Below are 20,538 nucleotides of genomic sequence, written 5' to 3' on the forward strand. Positions count from 1 at the left end.
ATTTACCTAAGAAGCCGATTGTTATGTTGAAAAAGGAACGCCAGGCATATATCCTCCACCAGGTTGATCTGCACAATAAAGTGCTTTCTTCCGACCTCAGTGTTGAAATGAACGTTTCAGAAGATACCATCCGCCGCGACCTGAATGAACTGGCGGAAGAGGGCCGGATCATTAAAGTGCACGGCGGCGCCCTCTCCAAGTCGTTCCATATTTCTTTCCAGCCCACCATGGTGTATTCGCTCGACAATAAACGCACCATCGCCCGAAAGGCCGCATCACTTATACAGGACGGCATGTTCGTGCTTACCTCAGGTGGCACCACCATTATAGAACTGGCGAGGAGCCTGCCTCCGGGTCTTCAGGCCACTTTCATCACAGGCAGTATTCCGGCAGCCGTGGAATACATGCAACACCCTTCAATAGATGTGATCCTGATCGGTGATAAGATTTCCAAAAGTTCACAGATCACCGTTGGGGGAGAAGCCATTTCCAGGATCAAAGAAATCAGGGCTGACCTGTGTTTCCTGGGAACGAATGCCCTCGATATACAGCATGGTCTTACGGATAACGACTGGGAAGTGGTGCAGGTGAAGAAAGCCATGATCGGCTCTTCTGAAAAAGTGATCTCCCTTTCCATCTCCGAAAAACTAAATACTTACCAGCGGCTGAAAGTAACCGACATCGACCAGATAGATGTGCTCGTAACGGAGCTCACGCCCGAAGATGCTTTGCTGGAACCTTACCGCAACCTGGGTTTAACCGTGTTGTGATCCATCCAGTTTTTTAAGCAGTGAAAGCATGGTGTCGTAAACCTTCCGCAGTTCTTCCTTCGTGATACAATACGGCGGCATAATATACATCGTATTGCCTAACGGCCTCAGGTAAACGCCGAGTAACATCGCTTCTTCTGTAATGTACTGGCCAATGGGGTTCAGGTAACCATCGGGTGCGGAAGAGGTGAGTTCAAAAGCGAGAATCGTTCCACAGATCCTGGGAGAACGGATCAGCCCTTTCTTCACAAACAATTCCAGTTCAGGGAGGAAGTTCCGGTTAGCGAAAACGATATTTTCTACCGCCTTTAATGTATTTTCTTTTTCAAACAATTCCAGGCTCGCCAATGCCGCGGTGCAGGCAAGCGGGTTGGCAGTAAACGAATGCCCGTGGAAGAAAGTGCGCAAAGCATCGTCGTGTACAAAAGCACTGTACACCTTTTCCGAGCAAACAGTGGCGCCCAGGGCCATGGTTCCGCCGGTAAGTCCTTTTGAAAGACAGATGATATCGGGTTTTTCAGCGACCTGTTCACTGGCGAATAAAGTGCCTGTTCTGCCAAACCCCGTCATTACTTCATCGGCGATACAAATGATCTCCTTTTCGTGTGCGAGAGAGAGTAATTGGTTCAGCAGGCCTGCTTCATACATCATGATGCCGCCTGCGCCCTGTACCAGCGGTTCGTAAATAAAAGCGGCTATTGCATCTCCTTCTTTTTCCAGGAACGCGCGTAATTCGCCGATATTTTCCGGCGTGGGCGTATCTATAAAATCCACTTCCAGCAGCAGGGGGTGGAAAGCCATCGTAAACACACTTCTTTCGCTCACGCTCATGGCGCCGAAAGTATCACCATGATAGCTGTTCCGGAAGGCGAGAATCCTGGTACGGGGTGGTACGCCATGTTCCCTTGACTTATTCCACCAATACTGAACGGCCATTTTCAGCGCCACTTCCGTAGCGGTGGAGCCGTTATCGGAATAGAACACCTTGCTGAAGTTGCCTGGAAGAAGGGGAATGAGTCGGGCGGCCAGTTCAACGGCAGGACGGTGCGTGAACCCGGCGAAAATCACCTGTTCCAACGTAAGTGCCTGGTTATAAATTCTTTCGGCAATATATGGGTGTGCGTGTCCGTGTATGGTAACCCACCAACTGCTGATGGCATCCACGAACGGGTTACCCTGTTCATCGAACAGCAGACTGCCTTTTCCGCGGGCAACGGGCACAATGGGCGCTTTGCTCTTTTGCCTTGAAAAGGGGTGCCATACAAACCGGGCATCGGCTTCCAGGAGGTGTTCCATCCGGCAAAAATAGGGGAATGCAACAAAAACGGACTGCCGCTGCAACGGTTTGGATACCTTTGCGGTCAATACCGGCAGAAATAATGAACGAGCACGCCAAAATGGTTAAAGAATGCCTGCAGGGAAACCCGGCGGCGCAGCGGCAGTTGTATGAAACTTTTGCCGGACCCATGCTGGGCGTGTGTTACCGTTATACCAAGTCAATGACCGACGCGGAAGACATATTGCAGGAAGGATTTGTGAAAGTGTACCGCCACCTGGAGCAATACAAATCGGAAGGCGAACTCGGCGCCTGGATCCGCCGCATTATGGTGAATACCGCCCTCAATTACCTGAAAAAAAGCAAGAAATACCAATACGATCTTTCCTACGAGGAATTGAACCTCCACCCCGTTTCGTACGACCATCCCACCGTTAAACTGCACGCGAAGGAACTGGCGGAACTGGTACGGCAACTGCCCACGGGGTATCAAACAGTGTTCAACCTCCACGCCGTGGAAGGATTTACGCATGTAGAGATCGGCGCGATGCTGGGCATCAGTGAAACAACTTCACGTTCACAATATTCCCGGGCACGCGCGTTGCTCATTACATGGCTGGAAAAATATTCAATGGAATCTAAACCCCGCTCGTATGCAGGAAAATGAATTTGAGCAACAGGTGCGGCATCAGCTGGAGCAACTTCAGTTCAAACCTTCCGATGAAGTTTGGCTGAAAGTAGAACAGGAAATCCGTTCCCGGAAGAGAAGAAGGATCATGTTCTGGATACCCGCCGCCGCAGCCATGCTGGCGCTGAGTTTCGGTGCCTGGTGGTTCATTGGGAAAGAAGATGGCGCCGGACAGCAAGCCGGTATCGCTGAAACCCACGGAGAGCAACATACTCAACCAAAAACTGGCACGGAGAAAGGCAATGCAGTGAAGGTGACGGATGAAGCTTCCGCTGCAACAAATGATATGGCCGTTCTTCCGGAGGAGAACAATGCTACCACAGCAGCAGGCGTTAGTGCTGAGGATAAGCATATTTCAGCGAGAAAGGATATTGCTTCAGCCGGAAAAAAGAAGCAACATCTTCATGCTGAAAAATTGACCGGTAACGCGCTTGCTGCCACGAAAAAAGATGGGGAGAAAACCTCGTCTTCCCTTCAACAATTGCTCGAAAACAAATTGCCCAATGGTGCGATAGTTTACAATAAGTCTGTGGATGAAAATGCAGGTAACAAGGTTCAGCGCATATCAGAAGAAAGTGGAACCGAAATAACTTCATTGCAACACTCAAAAATTAATGCCGATGAGTTGATTGTTACACGAAGAAATGTTTCAGCGCCATTGATTTTAGACAAAGAAGTTACGTCACCGCCTGGCTTAACAACTATGCTTCAGGGGAAATTGGTTTGTTTTTCTACTCCTTATTCAAAACAAACAAAGTGGACCTATGGCATTACCGCCTCCGGCGGAGCTTCCTGGCCAGTGTACAATGGTGCAGCCGCTGAAAAGAACTTAGTTGCTGACAACACATTCGCCGGAAGCGTAGGACTGGCGCCCATTATGCGGCCCACGCTGGTTGCCCCCATGGCGCCAGTTGGCGTACGTCCCGCCGCAGAACCTGGTGCCGCGTTCAGCTTTACCGCGGGCATATACGGAGGAAGGGAATGGAAAGGCAAATTCGGTGTAAAAGCAGGTGCGCAATACACACAACTAAATACCGAATACAAAGTGGGCGACTATGTAAGTTATGCCGGACAGGTAAACCTGGCAGGCGTGAACGCTCCCCTCAGAAGCTACTACCAGAACGGTACCGCATATAACTATACCAGCAATTACCATTTCCTGGAGTTCCCGGTAGAAGGTTCTTACATCCTCAATTCCAGGTCTCGTATGCCCGTGTCCGTTACAGCCGGGGGAACGGTGGGATACTTAATGAAAACGGACGGACTCCACTATGATAAATTAAACGGTATTTATTACGAAGACATCAGTCTTTATAACCGCACACAGGTTGCCTTGCAAACAGGGGTTTCCGTTAAACTATTGGAACGCGGTAAGCAGAGCCTCAGCGCCGGACCGGTATTCAGGTATAGTCTTACTCCGAATCGTGACAAAGAAATGTTCCAGCGGGAGCATTTAACCTACCTCGGTTTGCGTGTTGCCTTAGGTTTGCGTTGAGGAAGCGGTGATGAACTGGAGGTTCCGTTGTATCCCCGCGTGCTTACTTCTTTTTAAAGGGGAGTGCCTGAATATCTTTTTGAAAGCGTCTTCAGTAAGGTCCAACCAAGCTTCCGTAGAGAACTTTGCGATCTCCGGTATGGGTGCAAATGCCGGTTCGTGGTGTGGGGTAGAAAATCTATTCCATGGACATACTTCCTGGCAGGTATCGCACCCGAACATCCAGTTGTCGAAATTGCCCGCGTTGCCCGGGATAAGCTGGTCCTTCAATTCTATCGTGTAATAGGAAATACATTTGCTGCCATCCACCGTTTTGTCGGGGAGAATGGCTTCGGTAGGACATTCATCAATGCACCTGGTGCAGGTGCCGCAATAGTCCTTCGCATAAGGATCATCGTAATCCAGTTCAAGGTCGGTAATAAGCGTGGCGATAAAAAAGTAGGACCCGCTTTGTTTGCTGATGATGTTGCCGTTCTTTCCGATCCAACCGAGCCCGGAGCGGAGCGCCCAGCTTCTTTCCAGCACCGGCGCGGAATCCACGAATCCTCTTCCCTGTACTTCACCTATGTTTTTACGGATGCTATCCAGTAATTGATTGAGTTGTGCCCTGATCACTTCATGGTAATCGGTACCATATGCGTAGCGGGAAATTTTCGGTCCATCGGTCTCCTGCGTCTTTTCAGGATAATAATTCTTTAAGAGGGTGATCACAGATTTTGCGCCCGGAACAAGTTTTCTTGGATCGACCCTTAAATCGAAATGGTTTTCCATGTACTGCATGGTACCATGGAAGCCTTTGTGGAGCCACTGTTCCAGCCTGCGGGCATCTTCATCCAGCATGGTGGCACGTGCGATCCCACAATAGCTGAAACCCTGTTCCCTGGCGTATTGTTTTACCAGTTTGGTGTTCTGGCTGGTATTTGAATCAAGCGGCATATTGCTAAAGACTACTTTCCACCGCGGCCCGCAGTTGTTCGAAGAAGTCACGTTTCTGCTCCATCAATCCACCGCCCTTTGCGATGAGTATGCACGCATATTTTTTTTCACGGTTTATCCAGGGCCAGGTGCCGGTAAAGGAAGGGCAACTTACAATGGTGCCATTGCCCGCGTTGTCGCGTTCATGCACGAAACAGCCGAATCCATAAGCAAAATCGCGCATGGCCGCGGGAATATACACGATCTTCGCATCTCCGAGTTGTGACTTCAGCAGTTCATCAACAGATTCCTTGCTGAGGATTTGTTTGTCTTCAAACTTTCCTTCGTTCATCAGCATCGACAGGAAGTTGATGTAATCCTGAGGTGAAGACTTTGCCCCTTCCGCCGGATCAATGGCGCCACCTGTATCATTGTTGAAGTTGGTGCCGCGCATTTTGAGTGGCCGCGTGATCTTTTCCTGTACCAGCCGGTCGAAACCTTTTTTGGTGACCACTTCGGCTATCCTTGCAGCGATGCTTATCCCGATATCACCGTAATGGAAGGCTTCACCGGGTTTCTGTAAAATTTCCCGTGCCGCGAAAGCATTTACGGCGGCTTCCAGGTTTTCATACTTTTTCTTTTTCAGCAATCCAAGTCCTGAAGATCCTTCTGTGCCGGTTGTGTTGCTCAGACAATGGCGCACCGTGATATAATTCTTAAGGTATTTGCTGAATATGGGAAGATACTGCACAATGGGTGCGTCGAGTTCAATCTTACCTTCTTCTACCAGTTTCATAATAACGGTGGCGCTGATCCATCTTCCCGCACCATCAACAGGAACCTGCGTTTTAGCCGTGTATTCGCCGATCGCTTTCTGGTGCACCACCTTTCCTTCTTTCCATACCATCAGCACGGCATTGTTGCCCAACGCTTTCTTATTCTTCTCCAGCAAGGCATCTGCTTCATCGAAACCGGATTGCGCTTCCGCAAACTGAAATAATAGCATGAAAACCGCTGTGGTACTGAATAAACGGCAGATGGAACGAAAGATTGCTGACATAAATTCGCCTGTTTTGCTTTGGATTGGAAATTGCAAATGAAGTTAAAGTTATAAAATGGTTTGAGCCATTGGAAAAACAACTTAACAAAAAAATATGAACCTCAACAATTTTACCATCAAGGCACAGGAAATACTCCAGAAAGCGCAGCAACTCGCATTCGGGTACGGCAATGTGAACATTGAAACCGACCACTTGTTGCTGGCTTTGTTGAAAGAGGAGGATTCGCCTGTAGAATACTTATTGAAAAAGAACAACGTGAACACCACGTTTGTTGCCACTAAACTGGAAGAAGCCGTCAACAAATTACCGAAGGCCTCCGGCACTGATCCTGCACAAAGTATTAGTCGTGACGCGAACAATGTGTTATTACGTGCCGGTACCGTGCTGAAAACATTTGGTGATGAATTCGTGAGCCCGGAGCACATCCTGCTCGCGTTGGTGCAAGGCAACGACAATACCTCCAAATTGCTGAAAGATGCGGGCCTGACGGAAAAAGGACTTATTGCCGCCATCAAGGACCTCAAAAAAGGAGATACGGTACAGTCCGCTACCCAAACCACACAATTCAACGCCCTGAACAAATACGCGCGCAACCTCAACGAGATGGCGCGCCAGGGCAAGCTGGACCCGGTGATCGGCAGGGATGAAGAGATTCGCAGAACACTGCATATTCTTTCCCGCAGGTCTAAGAATAATCCAATACTGGTAGGTGAGCCCGGTGTGGGTAAGACTGCCATCGCGGAAGGACTTGCCATGCGTATCATGAATGGCGATGTGCCGGAGAACCTGAAATCGAAAATAATCTTCGCGCTGGATATGGGGCAACTCATTGCGGGCGCTAAATATAAAGGTGAGTTTGAAGAGCGGTTGAAAGGAGTGGTGAAGGAAGTGAGTACCAGTGAGGGTGAGATCATTCTTTTCATTGATGAAATTCATACCCTGGTAGGTGCAGGTGGGGGAGATGGCGCTATGGACGCTGCCAATATCCTGAAACCTGCGCTTGCCCGGGGTGAATTGAGGGCGATAGGTGCCACCACCCTGAACGAATACCAGAAATATTTTGAGAAAGATAAAGCCCTGGAACGCCGTTTCCAGAAAGTGATGATTGAAGAGCCCGGGGTGGAAGACGCCATCTCTATTCTGCGCGGCATCAAGGACAAATATGAAACGCACCACCATGTGCGCATCAAAGACGAAGCTATCATCGCCGCGGTGGAACTTTCACACCGGTACATTACCGATCGTTTTCTTCCCGACAAGGCGATTGACCTGATCGATGAAAGCGCCGCGAAACTTCGCCTGGAAATGAATTCGATGCCAGAAGAATTGGATAAGCTGGAAAGGCAGATTCGTCAACTGGAGATTGAAAGAGAAGCCATCAAGCGGGAAAATGATGAAGATAAACTGAAAGAACTCGCCGTAGAGATCGGTAACCTTTCCGTTGAACGGGATACGCTGAAAGCCAAATGGCAACAGGAAAAAGAACTGGTGGAGAAAGTGCAGAACGGAAAAGCGGAGATTGAGCAACTGAAACTTGCCGCGGAGAAAGCCGAACGGGAAGGCGATTATGGAAAAGTGGCCGAGATCCGATACGGAAAGATAAAAGAGAAAGAAAAGGATATTGAAGAAACCTCGAAAGAACTTTCCGCGATCAGCGAAAATTCCCGTCTGATGAAAGAAGAAGTGGATGCGGAAGATATCGCGGAGAATGTGGCCAAGGCAACCGGAATTCCTGTTTCCAAAATGATGCAGAGCGAGCGCGAGAAATTGCTTCACCTGGAAGAAGAACTGCATAAAAGAGTGGTTGGGCAGGAAGAAGCGATCACCGCCGTTGCGGATGCCATCAGGAGAAGTCGTGCCGGATTGCAGGACCCGCGCAAACCGATCGGTTCATTCATCTTCCTCGGCACAACCGGTGTAGGTAAAACCGAACTGGCCAAAGCCCTGGCGGAATACCTCTTCGACGATGAGCAGATGATGACCCGTATCGACATGAGTGAATACCAGGAAAAACATACCGTGAGCCGCCTCGTGGGCGCACCTCCGGGATACGTGGGTTACGATGAAGGTGGGCAACTCACAGAAGCCGTGCGCAGGAAACCCTACAGTGTGGTATTGCTGGACGAAATTGAAAAAGCGCACCCCGATGTATGGAACGTATTGCTACAGGTGCTGGATGATGGTCGCTTAACAGACAACAAAGGACGTGTGGTGAATTTCAGGAACACGATCATCATCATGACCACCAACATGGGTAGTCACCTCATCCAGGAAGCGTTTGAACACATTACGGAAGAGAACCATGAAGAGGTGGTGGATAAAACGAAGAACGACGTGATGGGCCTGCTGAAGCAAACTGTCCGTCCGGAGTTCCTCAACCGTGTGGACGAGATCATTATGTTCCAGCCGTTACTGAAGAAACAGATCCGCGGCGTGATACGCATCCAGCTCAACCAGTTGCAGGACCTCGTGGCGCAAAGTGGTATCCAGCTTTCATTCAGCGATTACCTGGTGGATTTTCTTTCCGAAAACGGATTCGATCCGCAATACGGCGCGCGTCCTTTGAAGCGACTGATCCAGAAGGAAATCGTGAACACGCTGAGCAAGAAGATCCTGGCAGGCGAAGTGGATAAAACGAAACCGGTATTGGTAGATGTGTTTGATAACGTGGTAGTGTTCCGGAATGAGTAGGTATGCAAGGCTGATATCAATAATAAGGGTAGTCGAAAGACTACCTTTTTTTGCGCTAAAACGTAGTCTGCTGTATGCTGGGTTCCGCTGGTGAAGTGTTTTTCTTCGAGATGTGTGAGTTAAAACACTGTTTTCGTATTGCTTTTCTATGAAAGTCAGGATTGGTGAGGGGTTGATGAAGTTTGTTGGGAGGAGAGGGTGGTTAGGGGATGGATACCCGGTGCCACCGACGTTGTTTTCTGGGGAGGAATACCGTTGTTTACACGTGCAGTTAGGAGGAAAACACGGTTTTCTTTGCAGTAATTCCTCTGGAACTTTGTGACATGAAATTTGAAGTAAACAACATATACCACGTATACAACCGTGGAAATAACAAACGGCGGATATTTTATTCGCATAGTAATTATTTGTTTTTCATGCAGAAAATGAAAGTGATGTTAACGCCTGTTTGCGATATACTTGCATGGTGTCTTATGCCCAATCACTTTCATATCCTGATATATGTATCTCCTGAATCTGTAAAAATGATAAAGCATCCAATGGAGATTCAAAAATTATCCTGGATGTTGGGGAAGCTTCTTAGTGCTTACGCCCAGGCAATCAATCGGAAGGAGGGATTTGTAGGTAATCTTTTCCAGCAGGGAACAAGAAGGAAGTGTGTTTTAGAAAAAGAGAATAACAATGATGCCTTTGCTGATGATCCTACATATTTATGGAATGTGTTTCAATACATTCATAACAATCCTGTTGAGGCGGGATTGGTTGATACAATGGAAGATTGGGCGTATTCTTCTGTTAATGAATACCTCTTGAGTTCGGATGATACAATATGTAATACTTCACTAGCATGTACTTTAATGCCAACTGAAGAAAGTCAGATGTTTTAATTCATCACGAAAACCGCTCCAGCAACCGCGCCACCAGTGCTGTCCATCCTGTTTGGTGACTGGCTCCTGCACCGCGGCCATTATCACCGTGGAAATATTCGTAAAAAAGAATGTAATCCCGGAAATGCGGGTCCTGCTGGAATTTTTGCGCATCGCCGAAAACCGGTCTTTTCCCCTTATCGTCTTTCCGGAAGATATTGATGAGGCGGTTGGCGATACGTTCGGCCACTTTCCCAAGGTGCATGTATTCACCCGAACCGGTTGGGAACTCTACGGTAAAGTCATCTCCGTAATAAAGGTGAAAGCGTTGCAGGCTTTCAATCAGCAGGAAATTCACCGGGAACCAGATCGGGCCGCGCCAGTTGCTGTTACCCCCGAACATGTCGGAATCACTTTCGGCAGGGGTGTATTGTACGCTGTAATCAACGCCATTCACTTGCAAGCGATAGGGATCTTTTTCGTAAATCCTGGACAAGGCACGAATCCCAAATTCAGAGAGGAATTCATTTTCATCCAGCATTCGTTTGAGGATGCTCTTCAGTTGGTCGCCCCACACCAGGGAAACGAGGTGTTTACCGCCACGACCTTGTTTTCTCCACTCGCTGATCAGTCTGCCGAGTTCAGGCCTGTGTTTTACCAGCCATTCCACCCGTTCCTCAAAGGCCGGGAATCTTTCAAAATATTTATCTTCAAAAACTTCAACCGCAAAAAGTGGAATCAAGCCTACCATAGATCGAACCTTTAGTTTGATCTGGTTGCCATCGGGCATTAAGAGCGCGTCGTAATAGAATTTGTCTTCCGGGTCCCAGAGGTTCTGCCGGTCACCGATATGCGCCATGGCATCGGCAATATAAAGGAAATGTTCAAAGAATTTAATGGACATATCGAAGTACACCGGGTTATGGTTGCCCAGTTCCAGCGATATCTGCAGCATGTTCAGGCAGTACATGGCCATCCATCCGGTGGCATCACTTTGTTGGAGTTGTCCGCCACTGGAAAGCACCGCGCTGCGGTCGAATAAACCGATATTATCAAGGCCAAGGAATCCGCCCTGAAAGATGTTTTTATTCTGCGAGTCTTTACGGTTCACCCACCAGTTGAAATTCATGCAGAGTTTATGGAAAATCTTTTCGAGGAACACATAGTCCTGCGAACCATTGTATACATACTCCAACTTAAACACGCGCATGGCCGCCCAGGCATGGACCGGCGGATTTACATCGCTGAAATTCCATTCGTATGCGGGCAACTGTCCATTGGGGTGCATGTACGATTCTCGGGTAAGCAGCAGCAGTTGTTCTTTCGCGAAAGCCGCGTCCACCATTGCAAGCGGGATACAGTGAAACGCGAGGTCCCATGCCGCGTACCAGGGATATTCCCATTTGTCGGGCATCGAAATAATATGGCCGTTGTACAGATGCGGCCAGTCGTGGTTCCTGCTTTTCGGGTGCCGGTGGTACATTTCTCCGGAACCGGGTTTGGGGCCGTTCATCCATTGCGCGATATCGTAATGGTAGAACTGTTTGCTCCAGAGGAGGCCAGCCAGTGCCTGGCGATGGATGCGTTTATCGTCGATGGATTTCAGGGATTGCTGAAGCCCTTCATAAAAAACATCCGCTTCATTTTTCCGTTGGTTGAAAAGCGCGATGAACTGGTCCTGGGTGCGGCAAATTTCTCCTTTCGTAAGTTGAAAGTAAAACTCCTTATAACTTCTTCCGGGAATGGTAACGGGATACCATATTCCCATTTTCGTCCCCTTCTTCTCATCATTCACGGCGGTAGTATCCTGTTGTATGAGGAACCGCTGAATGCCGTCTTTATAGCAGCAGCCTGGACTTGGTTCTTTATTCAGCGTGGCGGGATCGGTTTCGTTCTCACAAAAAAGCTGGTTGCCGGCAACAGGGGAGTAGAAGCGCCAATGCCCCAAATCGGGATGGTACAACTGGGCGATCTGGTCTGAGACGGCTTTGATGGTAGGCTTTTCAGCGGAAGCATCTGCCTGCCAGGTGTTCCTGAACCAAACCTGGGGGATAAGGTGAACATTCGCTTTCCTGTTGTGGCGGTTGGTGAGCCTGATGCGGATGGCTATGTTGTCGGGGTTGAACTTGGCGTATTCCACCTCCATGTCAATGTATTCGTCTTTATCAAATACACCCAGTTCATGCAATTCTATTTCGGGATCGCGACGACCGCGGTGGCTGTTTTCCCGGTAAAGCTGGTCGTAAGGGAATGGCTTCAGTGGATATTTGTAGAGGAAGCGCATGTAGGAGTGGGAAGGCGTATTATCGAGGTAATAATACAATTCTTTTACATCTTCCCCGTGATTGCCCTCCGGTCCGGTAAGGCCAAAAAGCCTTTCTTTCAGAACAGCATCTTTGCCGTTCCAGATGGCGGGTGCAAAGCACAACAGTTGCTGGTCATCACTAAAACCACCCAATCCGTCTTCTCCCCATCGGTAGGTGTATTTGTGGGCGATACTGTGGTGACAGAACCCCCACGCGTCACCCGTGGTACTGTAATCTTCCCGCACGGTACTCCATTGCCTTTCAGAAAGGTAGGGCCCCCATTGGAGCCAGTTGCGCGCATTGGAGTAATGTTCCTTTAGTCGTTGTTTTTCTGCATTCGCCAAATCATCCATGGTAACTAGCTTCATTTCCAGCTACAAGCTACAAAAAATACCTGAAAAGCCGGTGCAACAAAGGGAATACTCCTAACTTGCGCATATGTTTTATTAAATGAATATGTGTTATGAAGACCTGGCTCAATACAGAAGAATTAGGTACAATGTTGCTATGCCTTGCTGGAATCTGGTACATGAATACAGGCATAGCCTGGTATTGGTGGCTATTACTTTTCTTCTCCCCCGACATCAGTATGCTGGGGTACCTGGGAGGAAATAAAATCGGAGCGTTTATGTATAACCTGTTTCACCACAAGGGCGTGGCCTGTGTTTTGATTGGCGCAGGAATAGGACTGGAGAAAGATATTGTCGTTATAACCGGACTTTTACTGATCGCACACAGCGCTTTCGACAGAATGATGGGGTATGGCCTGAAAATGAACGAAGGGTTCAAGCATACCCATCTTGGCATATTGCCCGGAGGGAATAAAAAGAGGGCAGTGTAGACACACCGCCCGACTCTACGTTTGTTTGCCAAAATAAATGGCAGTTACGGGTGGATTCGAACCACCGTATGAGGATTTGCAGGCCTCTGCCTTGCCGCTCGGCCACGTAACTCAGGTGCTATTTTTTCCTGCGGAGAAAAACCTCGATCTCTGTTCCCGCTTTCTTCCGGTTTACAACCAATGTTTCATATTCCGGGTGCGCAAAAGTGATCGTATATGGTCCACCGGAATAAGTCCTGATTGAGAATGTTCCATTTCTACCTGTCAGGTCCTCCTCTTCACCTTCCTTCAGATAGGAGTGGATATAAGGAAGCGGCTTTTTGGTGTCGGCCTCATATACCTTGCCCTGAAGTACGATGGGAGGCTGCGCCGTATAAAGCTGGCTGATGGTAAATAATATGGTCAGAAGGTGAGATAGCATTTGTTTTATTTCCCTACAAATATAGTAGACTTTATTTAGTCTACAAAAATTATAGACTTATTTTTAAAAATATATCCGGACAGTGAATATGCCCGGATATATATAATGTGATTGGTTTTTAAAGCACGTTGAGTCCTTCTACTATTGCTTTGATCTTCTCTTCCGCGTCTCTTTTTTTCTTTCGCTCCACTTCCACCACTTCTGGTTTTGCGTTTTGAACGAACCGTTCGTTGGAGAGTTTTTTCTCCACGGTATCCAGGAAACCTTTATAATAAGCGAGGTCCTTTTCCAGTTGTGCTTTCTGCGCAACTTTATCCACTTCCTTATTCGACTCCATGTAGAATTTATCCTTGCCGCAAACAATGGTGACTGCTCCCGCGATGGCCGCGTCGGCAAAAGAGATGGCTTCCGCATTCACCTGCCTGGCGAGAATGGATTGAACGGATTCATACTGAACAGGAGTGGCAGATTCTATCGTGATGCGGATGGTTTCTTTGGGTTTCAGTTGTTGCTTATTGCGTGCATCCCTGATGGTGGTGATCACTTCTTTCAGCAATGCGCCGCTTTGAAGCACAGCCTGATCCGCATTTTCCGGCGACTTCAGTTGTTTAACAGTAAGGTCTTCGCCTGCGGTTCTTTCCTTTAACTGGTGGAAAATTTCTTCTGTAACGAAGGGCATAAAAGGATGCAGCAACTGCATGAGTTCTTCGAAATAGCGCAAGGTAGCCTCATAAGCCCCTTTATCTATCGGTTGTTCGAAACCGGGTTTAATCCATTCCAGGTACCAGCTGCAGAAATCATCCCATATCAGCGAATAAACTGTTTTAAGCGCTTCGCTGAGGCGGAACTGTTCAAATAGTTGTTCCAATTCGGTTCTTACCTCACGTAGTCTGTTTCCGAACCACTCAATCGCGAAGGTATTGTCTGCATTGGGCGCGTCCTCCTGGCGTCCTTCCCACATCTTCACCAGTTTCAGGGCGTTCCATACTTTATTGTTGAAATTACGTCCCTGCTCTACAGTGCTTTCATCGAACAGGAGATCGTTCCCGGCGGGAGAGGAAATGAGGATACCAAACCGCACCGCATCGGCTCCGAAATCATCGATCATTTTAAGAAGATCGGGGCTGTTGCCGAGACTCTTACTCATTTTACGACCCTGCTTGTCGCGAACAATACCGGTAAAGTACACCTGCCTGAAAGGAATCTCTTTTTGGTATTCGAGTCCGGCCATGATCATCCTGGCCACCCAAAAGAAAATGATCTCGGGAGCGGTCACCAATGTATTGGTTGGGTAGTAATATTTTACTTCAGGATTGCCGGGATTACTCAGTCCATCAAATACTTCAAACGGCCAGAGCCAGGAAGAGAACCAGGTGTCCAGACAATCTTCATCCTGTAAAATAGGAGATGAGGCGGATTCGGGGAATTTGATGCTGAATTTATCGCGGGCCTCCTGCTCGGTTGCGGCCACCACGTAGTTGCCGTTTTCATCGTACCAGGCGGGGATGCGGTGTCCCCACCATAACTGCCGGCTGATGCACCAGTCCTTGATGTTCTCCATCCAATGCCTGTACAGGTTTTTGAACTTGGCCGGGATGAAGGCTATCTGGTCGTTCATCACCACCTGCAGGGCTTTTTCAGCCAGCGGCGCCATCTTTACCCACCATTGTAAACTGAGTCTCGGTTCAACCACGGCGTCACTTCTTTCGCTGTAGCCCACCTGGTTGGTGTAGTCTTTTATTTCGAGGAGGAAACCTTTTTCCTGAAGGTCCTTCACAATTTGTTTGCGTACATCGAAGCGGTCCATGCCAATGTACAATTGCGCGGCCTCGCTGAAGGTGCCGTCGTCGTTCATGATGTCGATCACTTCCAGGTTGTGCTTTTGTCCCAGTTGGTAATCGTTCATGTCGTGTGCAGGAGTAACTTTCAACGCGCCGGTTCCGAACTCCTTATCTACATATTCATCGAAAATGATGGGTATTTTCCTTCCGATCAGCGGCACTATGGCAAATTTTCCTTTCAAATGTGCGTAACGCTCATCTTCAGGGTGAACACAAATGGCGGTATCGCCGAGGATGGTTTCGGGACGAACTGTAGCGATCACTACCGCATCATCTGTTCCCTCAATGGCATACCGCAGGTGGTAAAATTTGCTCTGTGTTTCTTTAAAGATCACTTCTTCATCACTGAGCGCCGTTTTTGCTTTCGGGTCCCAGTTGATCATCCTTTTGCCGCGGTAGATCAATCCTTTTTCATAGAGGTCCACGAAAACATTGATCACACTTTTGTAATAGTCTTCATCCATGGTAAAGTTCACGCGGTTCCAATCCAGACTGCAGCCCATTTTCCGGAGTTGCTGAAGGATGATGCCGCCGTATTCTTCTTTCCATGCCCAGGCATGTTCCAGGAACTGCGCCCTGCTCATGCTGCTTTTCGCGATGCCTTTTTCGCGCAGCATACCTACTACCTTGGCTTCGGTGGCAATGGAGGCATGGTCGGTACCGGGAACCCAGCACACATTTTTTCCCATCATCCTTGCTCTTCTGGCGAGGATGTCCTGGATGGAGTTGTTCAGGAGGTGCCCCATGTGCAGTACCCCGGTCACATTGGGTGGGGGGATCACAATCGTGTAAGGCTCCCTTTCATCAGGGGTGCTGTTAAAATATTGCTGATCCATCCAATGTTGGTACCACCTGGCTTCCACATCGGAAGGCGTAAAATTTTTGGTCAGTTCCGTTGCCATAAATGCTGCTGTTCAGTTTATTGTATCAGGGCAGCAAAGGTACAAAATAAGCGGAAGGCTCCGCAACGGAAAAAGACGGTGTTCACGACGGTATTTTCACCTATGGATAAAAAAAATGTCCGGCGCAAACCATTGCCCCGGACATACTAAGAACCGTCCGTAAATATGTATTACGAGGAAGGCTTAAAAACTAAGCGTTCCAGGCGAAATAAGTAACGATCGCGATGATCGCGAAAAAAACAACTGCAAAAAGAACAGCTTTCCCAGCCTCATTGGAATGGCTGATTGAATCAGACTTTTTCATGGTCCAAACATTTTAAAGATGAACAAAAGCTACTTTAAAAAGGGTTGAGCGATTAGGCTTTTCGGGGGTAGTGGATAAAATAGGTCCCGGGCTCGTGAAGAAGTTTATCTGGCAATCGTTGTGATCCTGTGCTTGTATAATTACGAAAGTAATAGCTTTTCCCGGAAATACCAAGTTTTTGACCCTGAAAACTGGCGTTAAAAATGTAATTTGCCGGTAAACAAATCGGGTCTTGGAATACGCTATTGTGGATATTGAAACTACCGGCGGGCATGCTTCAGCGAATGGCATTACCGAGATCGCGATCATCCTGCACGATGGGGTTCAGGTTACGGGAAAGTTTGAAACTTTGGTGAACCCGCATCAACTGATTCCCCGTTATGTAGAATCCCTCACCGGCATCACCAATGCCATGGTGGCGATGGCTCCTTCCTTCAGTGAAATTGCTGACAAGGTTTACAACTTGTTGAATAACAAGGTTTTTGTTGCGCATAATGTAAATTTTGATTACTCTTTTATTAAATATCACCTTGACCGGCATGGCATTGTATGGCAGGCGCCTAAGTTGTGCACGGTTCGCCTGAGCCGTAAAGTTTTTCCCGGACACCCTTCTTATAGCCTGGGTAAAATTTGCAGGACGCTTGATATTTCCGTGGACAACAGGCACAGGGCCATGGGAGATGCGCTCGCCACCACAAAATTGTGGGAAAAGTTACTTGTTGAAGGTGGAGAACCGGTAATCAGGGAGTTCCTGAAGAGAGGTTCGGGCGAGCAATCTGTTCCGCTCTATCTCGATACGAATGAGGTGTATTCCCTGCCCCGAATACCAGGTGTTTACTATTTCCTCGACAATAAAGGTGATGTAGTGTACGTAGGTAAAGCCCTTGATTTGCGGCAACGGGTGCTCAGTCATTTTTCAAATAACAAGTCCGGTCGGCAGAAACAGGAGTTCCTCCGCAATGTGCACAAGGTGAAATATGTACCTGTTCCCAATGAATTAATGGCTTTCCTGCTGGAGGAAGCTGAGATCAAAAGGCTTTGGCCCCGCTATAACCGTAGCCAGAAGCGTCCCGCACAGAAATACGGACTTTTCTCCTACGAAGACGGGCGCGGTTATCTACGTCTTGCGGTAGAGAAAATGAGCCGGGGCAGCAAACCGCTTTACAGCTTCGGACTGATCACCGAAGGCAGAAACCTGCTTCACCAGTTGGTACGGACGCATTTGTTGTGCCCCAGACTTACGCATATCGCATCTTCGGCAACAATTTGTTCCGGGAACGCTGATTGTGCGTGCAGGCTCAGCACTGATACCTACAATGCACGGGTACTCGATGCAATTGCGGCACTCAGAAAAGCTTTGCCCAGTTATGCGCTGCTGGAGCCTGTTCCCGGTGGTTACCCCTTCGTGAAAAAGTGGAGTCCGCCAATTGTGCGGCGTAAAAGCGAAGGACTTTTTGATGAAGAGGCGCCTGCCTGGTTCTCCCTGAAGCCCGCCCGGAAAATACCCGAACAGGTGATGGTGAGCAGTTGTATCCTGATCGAAGATGGCGCGTTTTATGGAATGGGCTATGTGCCTTCCTCCATAACGGTGCAGCCTGAAACACTCAAACAATACCTGGTTCCTTACCCCGACAACGATTACCTACGCGGATTGGTGAACCGCCATGCCGCGTTATATCCTGAAAAGGTAGTTGAAGTTAAAATTTAGCTTCAAATGCCGGAGAAGGGTTCAGTCGCGTATGGGTTATTCAATTCAGTCATCTGCTCATGCTCCTCTTTAATATTAACTTCAATCCGACGCATTGTAATTTTTCTCAAACCGGATTCCTGCTCAGTTTTCTCCTTTCTTTTCTAAACAATAGCGTGTTTTAATTTTTTATCATACTTACCTCCTTTTATTTAAAAAATATTTTAGTCTGGTCAGCTTACTTCATTTTTAATTTTATAGCTGATTCAATCAAATTTACAAGGACTTTATACGCCAAAAACAGTCGCGTTTTTTTCTCTTGTAATTTTCCGTCTTTTTACCTGCGACATTTCGGTGTTTTCACGCTAAGAATTCTCCTGCATTCAATGGCTTCATTACCAGGCAGACCAAAGGCGATAAATATTGTGGTGGAATAATCACTTAACTTTAGCGCAAATAACTTCCTTGAATTATTATTCCGCGCATACAAGACTGCCTTTTATCGGAGATGCGGGACAGCGCAAGCTTGCAGCGGGCCGTGTGCTGGTGGTAGGCGCGGGTGGTTTGGGGTGTCCCTGCCTTCAACTCCTTGCGGGTGCTGGCATTGGTACGATAGGGATAGCTGATTTTGATGTGGTGGAATTGTCCAATCTGCAAAGGCAATTGCTTTATTCAGAAAAAGACCTGGGAAGAAAAAAAGCATGGGTAGCGAAGGAATATCTTTTACAAAGAAATGCTGCTGTCCAAATAAATGTTCATGATGTTTTTGTGGAAAAGCAAAATGTGCAGCAACTGTTGTCAGGATATGATATTGTTGTGGACGCCACCGATAATTTCCTTGTCCGCTACCTGTTGAATGATGCCTGCGTTGCGCTGAACAAACCCTGGGTATATGGCGCCATTCACCGGGAAGAAGGTCAGTGTGCCGTATTTAACCTGAATGGAAGCGCTACTTTGCGCGATCTTTTCCCGGAACCATCTTCTGATGCGATTCCTTCCTGCGCGGTGATTGGCGCGTATAATATTACCACAGCCCTGGTTGGTGGACTGATGGCGAATGAAGTGCTGAAAGTCTTGCTGGAACTGGACGGTATACTGGTGAATCAACTCTTGTTGCTGGATGCGCTTGGATTAAAGTTTAGAACAATAGCTTTTACAGCCGATCCGCAGAACAGGATGCTGGCGTCGCGAAGATTTAGTTCACAATCGTTGGTACAGGAGATCACTTGGGCGGATCTGCAACCCATGATAGCATCAAAAGAAGTTCGTTTGATTGATGTGCGCACGGCAGCCGAGCGGGAGGTTTCCGCTATCGGAGGCGAACACATTCCGTTGGAAGCTTGCCTGGCTGGTAACCACAACCTGGTTCCGGAACAGGTAATCGTTTTTTACTGTGTCTCCGGCGTAAGAAGCGCCCAGGCGGCAAAAGCGTTCAGCGAAAAAAACTATCCTTCAGTGTATAGTTTAACGGGCGGCATCCGCAAGGTGCAAGCTGATTTGCCTTAAATTAGCGCTATCATGCGCGATATCACCCATAAAACAACTACGTTACGTACCGCTCTGGCCACCGGTATCGTCTTTTGCTCCGAAAATACACTGGAAACCATTAAGGCCGGGCATCTTCCCAAAGGAAATCTTTTCGACGTGGCGCGCGCCGCCGGCTTCGTTGGCGCAAAAAGCACGCCGATGCTGCTTCCGCATTGCCATCCCGTAGCAATTGATGGCATGGACATCTGGTTCGAGTTCCTGGAAAAAGAGAAGCATGAAGCTTTTTTTGGAGCAGCTATCAATGGAAGAACGGGCATTGTGATCATGGGAGAAGCGCGTTCCATCGGCAGAACAGGTATTGAAATGGAAATGCTTACGGGCGTTTCCGTGGCCGCTTTGGAAATATATGATATGCTGAAGCCGGTTGATACCGCATTGGAGATAGGCGGCATCAAACTGTTGGATAAAAAAGGCGGCAAATCGGACAGGAAGAAATATTTCAACACCCCGCCCACATGCGCCGTGTTGGTTTGCTCCGATTCCACGGCGGAAGGAAAGCGGGAAGACAAAAGCGGTAAACTGATTATGGAAATGCTTTCCGCAGTGAATGCGAATGTAAAACACTACAGTATTGTCGCTGACGATAAGCAAACCATCCAGGATAAAATACGGGAATGGGTAAACGAAGATGTTCATTTTGTTTTTACGACAGGTGGAACAGGGTTGGGGCCGCGAGACAATACTGTTTCCGCCGTAAAGGAAATCCTGGAGCGCGATGCGGATGGTATTACGGAAGCCATGCGTGCTTTTGGTCAGCAGCGCACGCCACTTGCCATGATGAGCAGGGGGGTGGCCGGTTCCATCGCGGAAACCCTGATCGTAACGCTCCCTGGTAGTTCCGATGGCGCCCGGGAAAGCCTGGAGGCTATATTGCCCGCGGTTTTCCATGCCAGGAAAATGATGAAGGGCGGCGGTCATTAATCAAT

The 20,538-nt window shown here is 48.2% G+C and carries 15 protein-coding genes and 1 tRNA gene; 9 read left to right on the top strand and 7 right to left on the bottom strand.

Annotated elements, in window-relative coordinates:
• Positions 1-23 precede the first annotated feature (23 nt).
• Positions 24-770: a DeoR/GlpR family DNA-binding transcription regulator gene (locus M4J38_RS00500; protein WP_251757568.1), complete on the top strand. Its 747-nt coding sequence runs from the start codon at positions 24-26 to the stop codon at positions 768-770.
• Here the strand turns inward: M4J38_RS00500 and M4J38_RS00505 are convergent.
• A complete protein-coding gene (locus M4J38_RS00505; RefSeq protein ID WP_251757569.1) occupies positions 756-2,066 on the bottom strand; it encodes an adenosylmethionine--8-amino-7-oxononanoate transaminase in 1,311 nt (436 codons plus the stop codon). The genes M4J38_RS00500 and M4J38_RS00505 overlap by 15 nt on opposite strands.
• 83 nt (positions 2,067-2,149) lie before the next feature.
• Here M4J38_RS00505 and M4J38_RS00510 point away from each other — a divergent pair, with 83 nt between their 5' ends.
• The gene (locus M4J38_RS00510; protein WP_251757570.1) at positions 2,150-2,713 is read left to right on the top strand and encodes an RNA polymerase sigma factor; all 564 of its coding nucleotides are present in this window, start codon (positions 2,150-2,152) and stop codon (positions 2,711-2,713) included.
• Positions 2,700-4,229 (top strand): PorT family protein, encoded by a 1,530-nt coding sequence (locus tag M4J38_RS00515; RefSeq protein ID WP_251757571.1) that lies wholly within the window; start codon positions 2,700-2,702, stop codon positions 4,227-4,229. The genes M4J38_RS00510 and M4J38_RS00515 overlap by 14 nt, the downstream gene beginning before the upstream one ends.
• Here M4J38_RS00515 and queG read toward each other — a convergent pair.
• Positions 4,215-5,165 (bottom strand): tRNA epoxyqueuosine(34) reductase QueG, encoded by a 951-nt coding sequence (gene queG, locus M4J38_RS00520; RefSeq protein WP_251757572.1) that lies wholly within the window; start codon positions 5,163-5,165, stop codon positions 4,215-4,217. The genes M4J38_RS00515 and queG overlap by 15 nt on opposite strands.
• Positions 5,166-5,169: 4 nt before the next feature.
• Positions 5,170-6,204, bottom strand: a complete 1,035-nt coding sequence (locus tag M4J38_RS00525; RefSeq protein ID WP_251757573.1) for a serine hydrolase — start codon at positions 6,202-6,204, stop codon at positions 5,170-5,172.
• Positions 6,205-6,298: 94 nt separating this feature from the next.
• Between M4J38_RS00525 and clpB the strand changes: the two genes are divergently transcribed.
• Both clpB and M4J38_RS00535 read left to right on the top strand, forming a co-directional pair.
• Positions 6,299-8,896 (top strand): ATP-dependent chaperone ClpB, encoded by a 2,598-nt coding sequence (gene clpB, locus M4J38_RS00530; RefSeq protein ID WP_251757574.1) that lies wholly within the window; start codon positions 6,299-6,301, stop codon positions 8,894-8,896.
• Between the two features lie 416 nt (positions 8,897-9,312).
• Positions 9,313-9,783 (top strand): hypothetical protein, encoded by a 471-nt coding sequence (locus tag M4J38_RS00535; RefSeq protein ID WP_251757575.1) that lies wholly within the window; start codon positions 9,313-9,315, stop codon positions 9,781-9,783.
• A gap of 4 nt (positions 9,784-9,787) precedes the next feature.
• On the opposite strand, the gene M4J38_RS00540 is transcribed toward M4J38_RS00535, so the two are convergent.
• Positions 9,788-12,421 carry a glucosidase gene (locus M4J38_RS00540; RefSeq protein WP_251757576.1) on the bottom strand — a complete coding sequence of 878 codons (2,634 nt, stop codon included), beginning with the start codon at positions 12,419-12,421 and terminating at the stop codon, positions 9,788-9,790.
• Between the two features lie 110 nt (positions 12,422-12,531).
• On the opposite strand from M4J38_RS00540, the gene M4J38_RS00545 reads away from it, so the two are divergent.
• Positions 12,532-12,909 carry a DUF4260 domain-containing protein gene (locus tag M4J38_RS00545; RefSeq protein WP_256469184.1) on the top strand — a complete coding sequence of 126 codons (378 nt, stop codon included), beginning with the start codon at positions 12,532-12,534 and terminating at the stop codon, positions 12,907-12,909.
• Between the two features lie 38 nt (positions 12,910-12,947).
• Here M4J38_RS00545 and M4J38_RS00550 read toward each other — a convergent pair.
• The 3 genes from M4J38_RS00550 to M4J38_RS00560 form a co-directional block, all read right to left on the bottom strand.
• A tRNA-Cys gene (locus M4J38_RS00550) sits at positions 12,948-13,021 on the bottom strand.
• A 6-nt stretch (positions 13,022-13,027) separates the two neighbouring features.
• Positions 13,028-13,330 carry a carboxypeptidase-like regulatory domain-containing protein gene (locus M4J38_RS00555; protein ID WP_251757577.1) on the bottom strand — a complete coding sequence of 101 codons (303 nt, stop codon included), beginning with the start codon at positions 13,328-13,330 and terminating at the stop codon, positions 13,028-13,030.
• Positions 13,331-13,448: 118 nt separating this feature from the next.
• Positions 13,449-16,073 (bottom strand): valine--tRNA ligase, encoded by a 2,625-nt coding sequence (locus tag M4J38_RS00560; RefSeq protein ID WP_251757578.1) that lies wholly within the window; start codon positions 16,071-16,073, stop codon positions 13,449-13,451.
• Positions 16,074-16,609: 536 nt separating this feature from the next.
• On the opposite strand from M4J38_RS00560, the gene M4J38_RS00565 reads away from it, so the two are divergent.
• From M4J38_RS00565 to moaCB, 3 genes are all read left to right on the top strand, one after another.
• Positions 16,610-18,085, top strand: coding sequence for an exonuclease domain-containing protein (locus M4J38_RS00565; RefSeq protein ID WP_251757579.1), 1,476 nt, complete (start codon positions 16,610-16,612; stop codon positions 18,083-18,085).
• 444 nt (positions 18,086-18,529) lie between these two features.
• The gene (locus tag M4J38_RS00570; protein ID WP_251757580.1) at positions 18,530-19,570 is read left to right on the top strand and encodes a HesA/MoeB/ThiF family protein; all 1,041 of its coding nucleotides are present in this window, start codon (positions 18,530-18,532) and stop codon (positions 19,568-19,570) included.
• A gap of 12 nt (positions 19,571-19,582) precedes the next feature.
• Positions 19,583-20,533 carry a bifunctional molybdenum cofactor biosynthesis protein MoaC/MoaB gene (gene moaCB / locus M4J38_RS00575; protein ID WP_251757581.1) on the top strand — a complete coding sequence of 317 codons (951 nt, stop codon included), beginning with the start codon at positions 19,583-19,585 and terminating at the stop codon, positions 20,531-20,533.
• The last annotated feature ends 5 nt before the right edge of the window (positions 20,534-20,538 follow it).

Origin of the sequence: Parasegetibacter sp. NRK P23, from assembly GCF_023721715.1 — a bacterium.
Classification (GTDB): domain Bacteria; phylum Bacteroidota; class Bacteroidia; order Chitinophagales; family Chitinophagaceae; genus Parasegetibacter.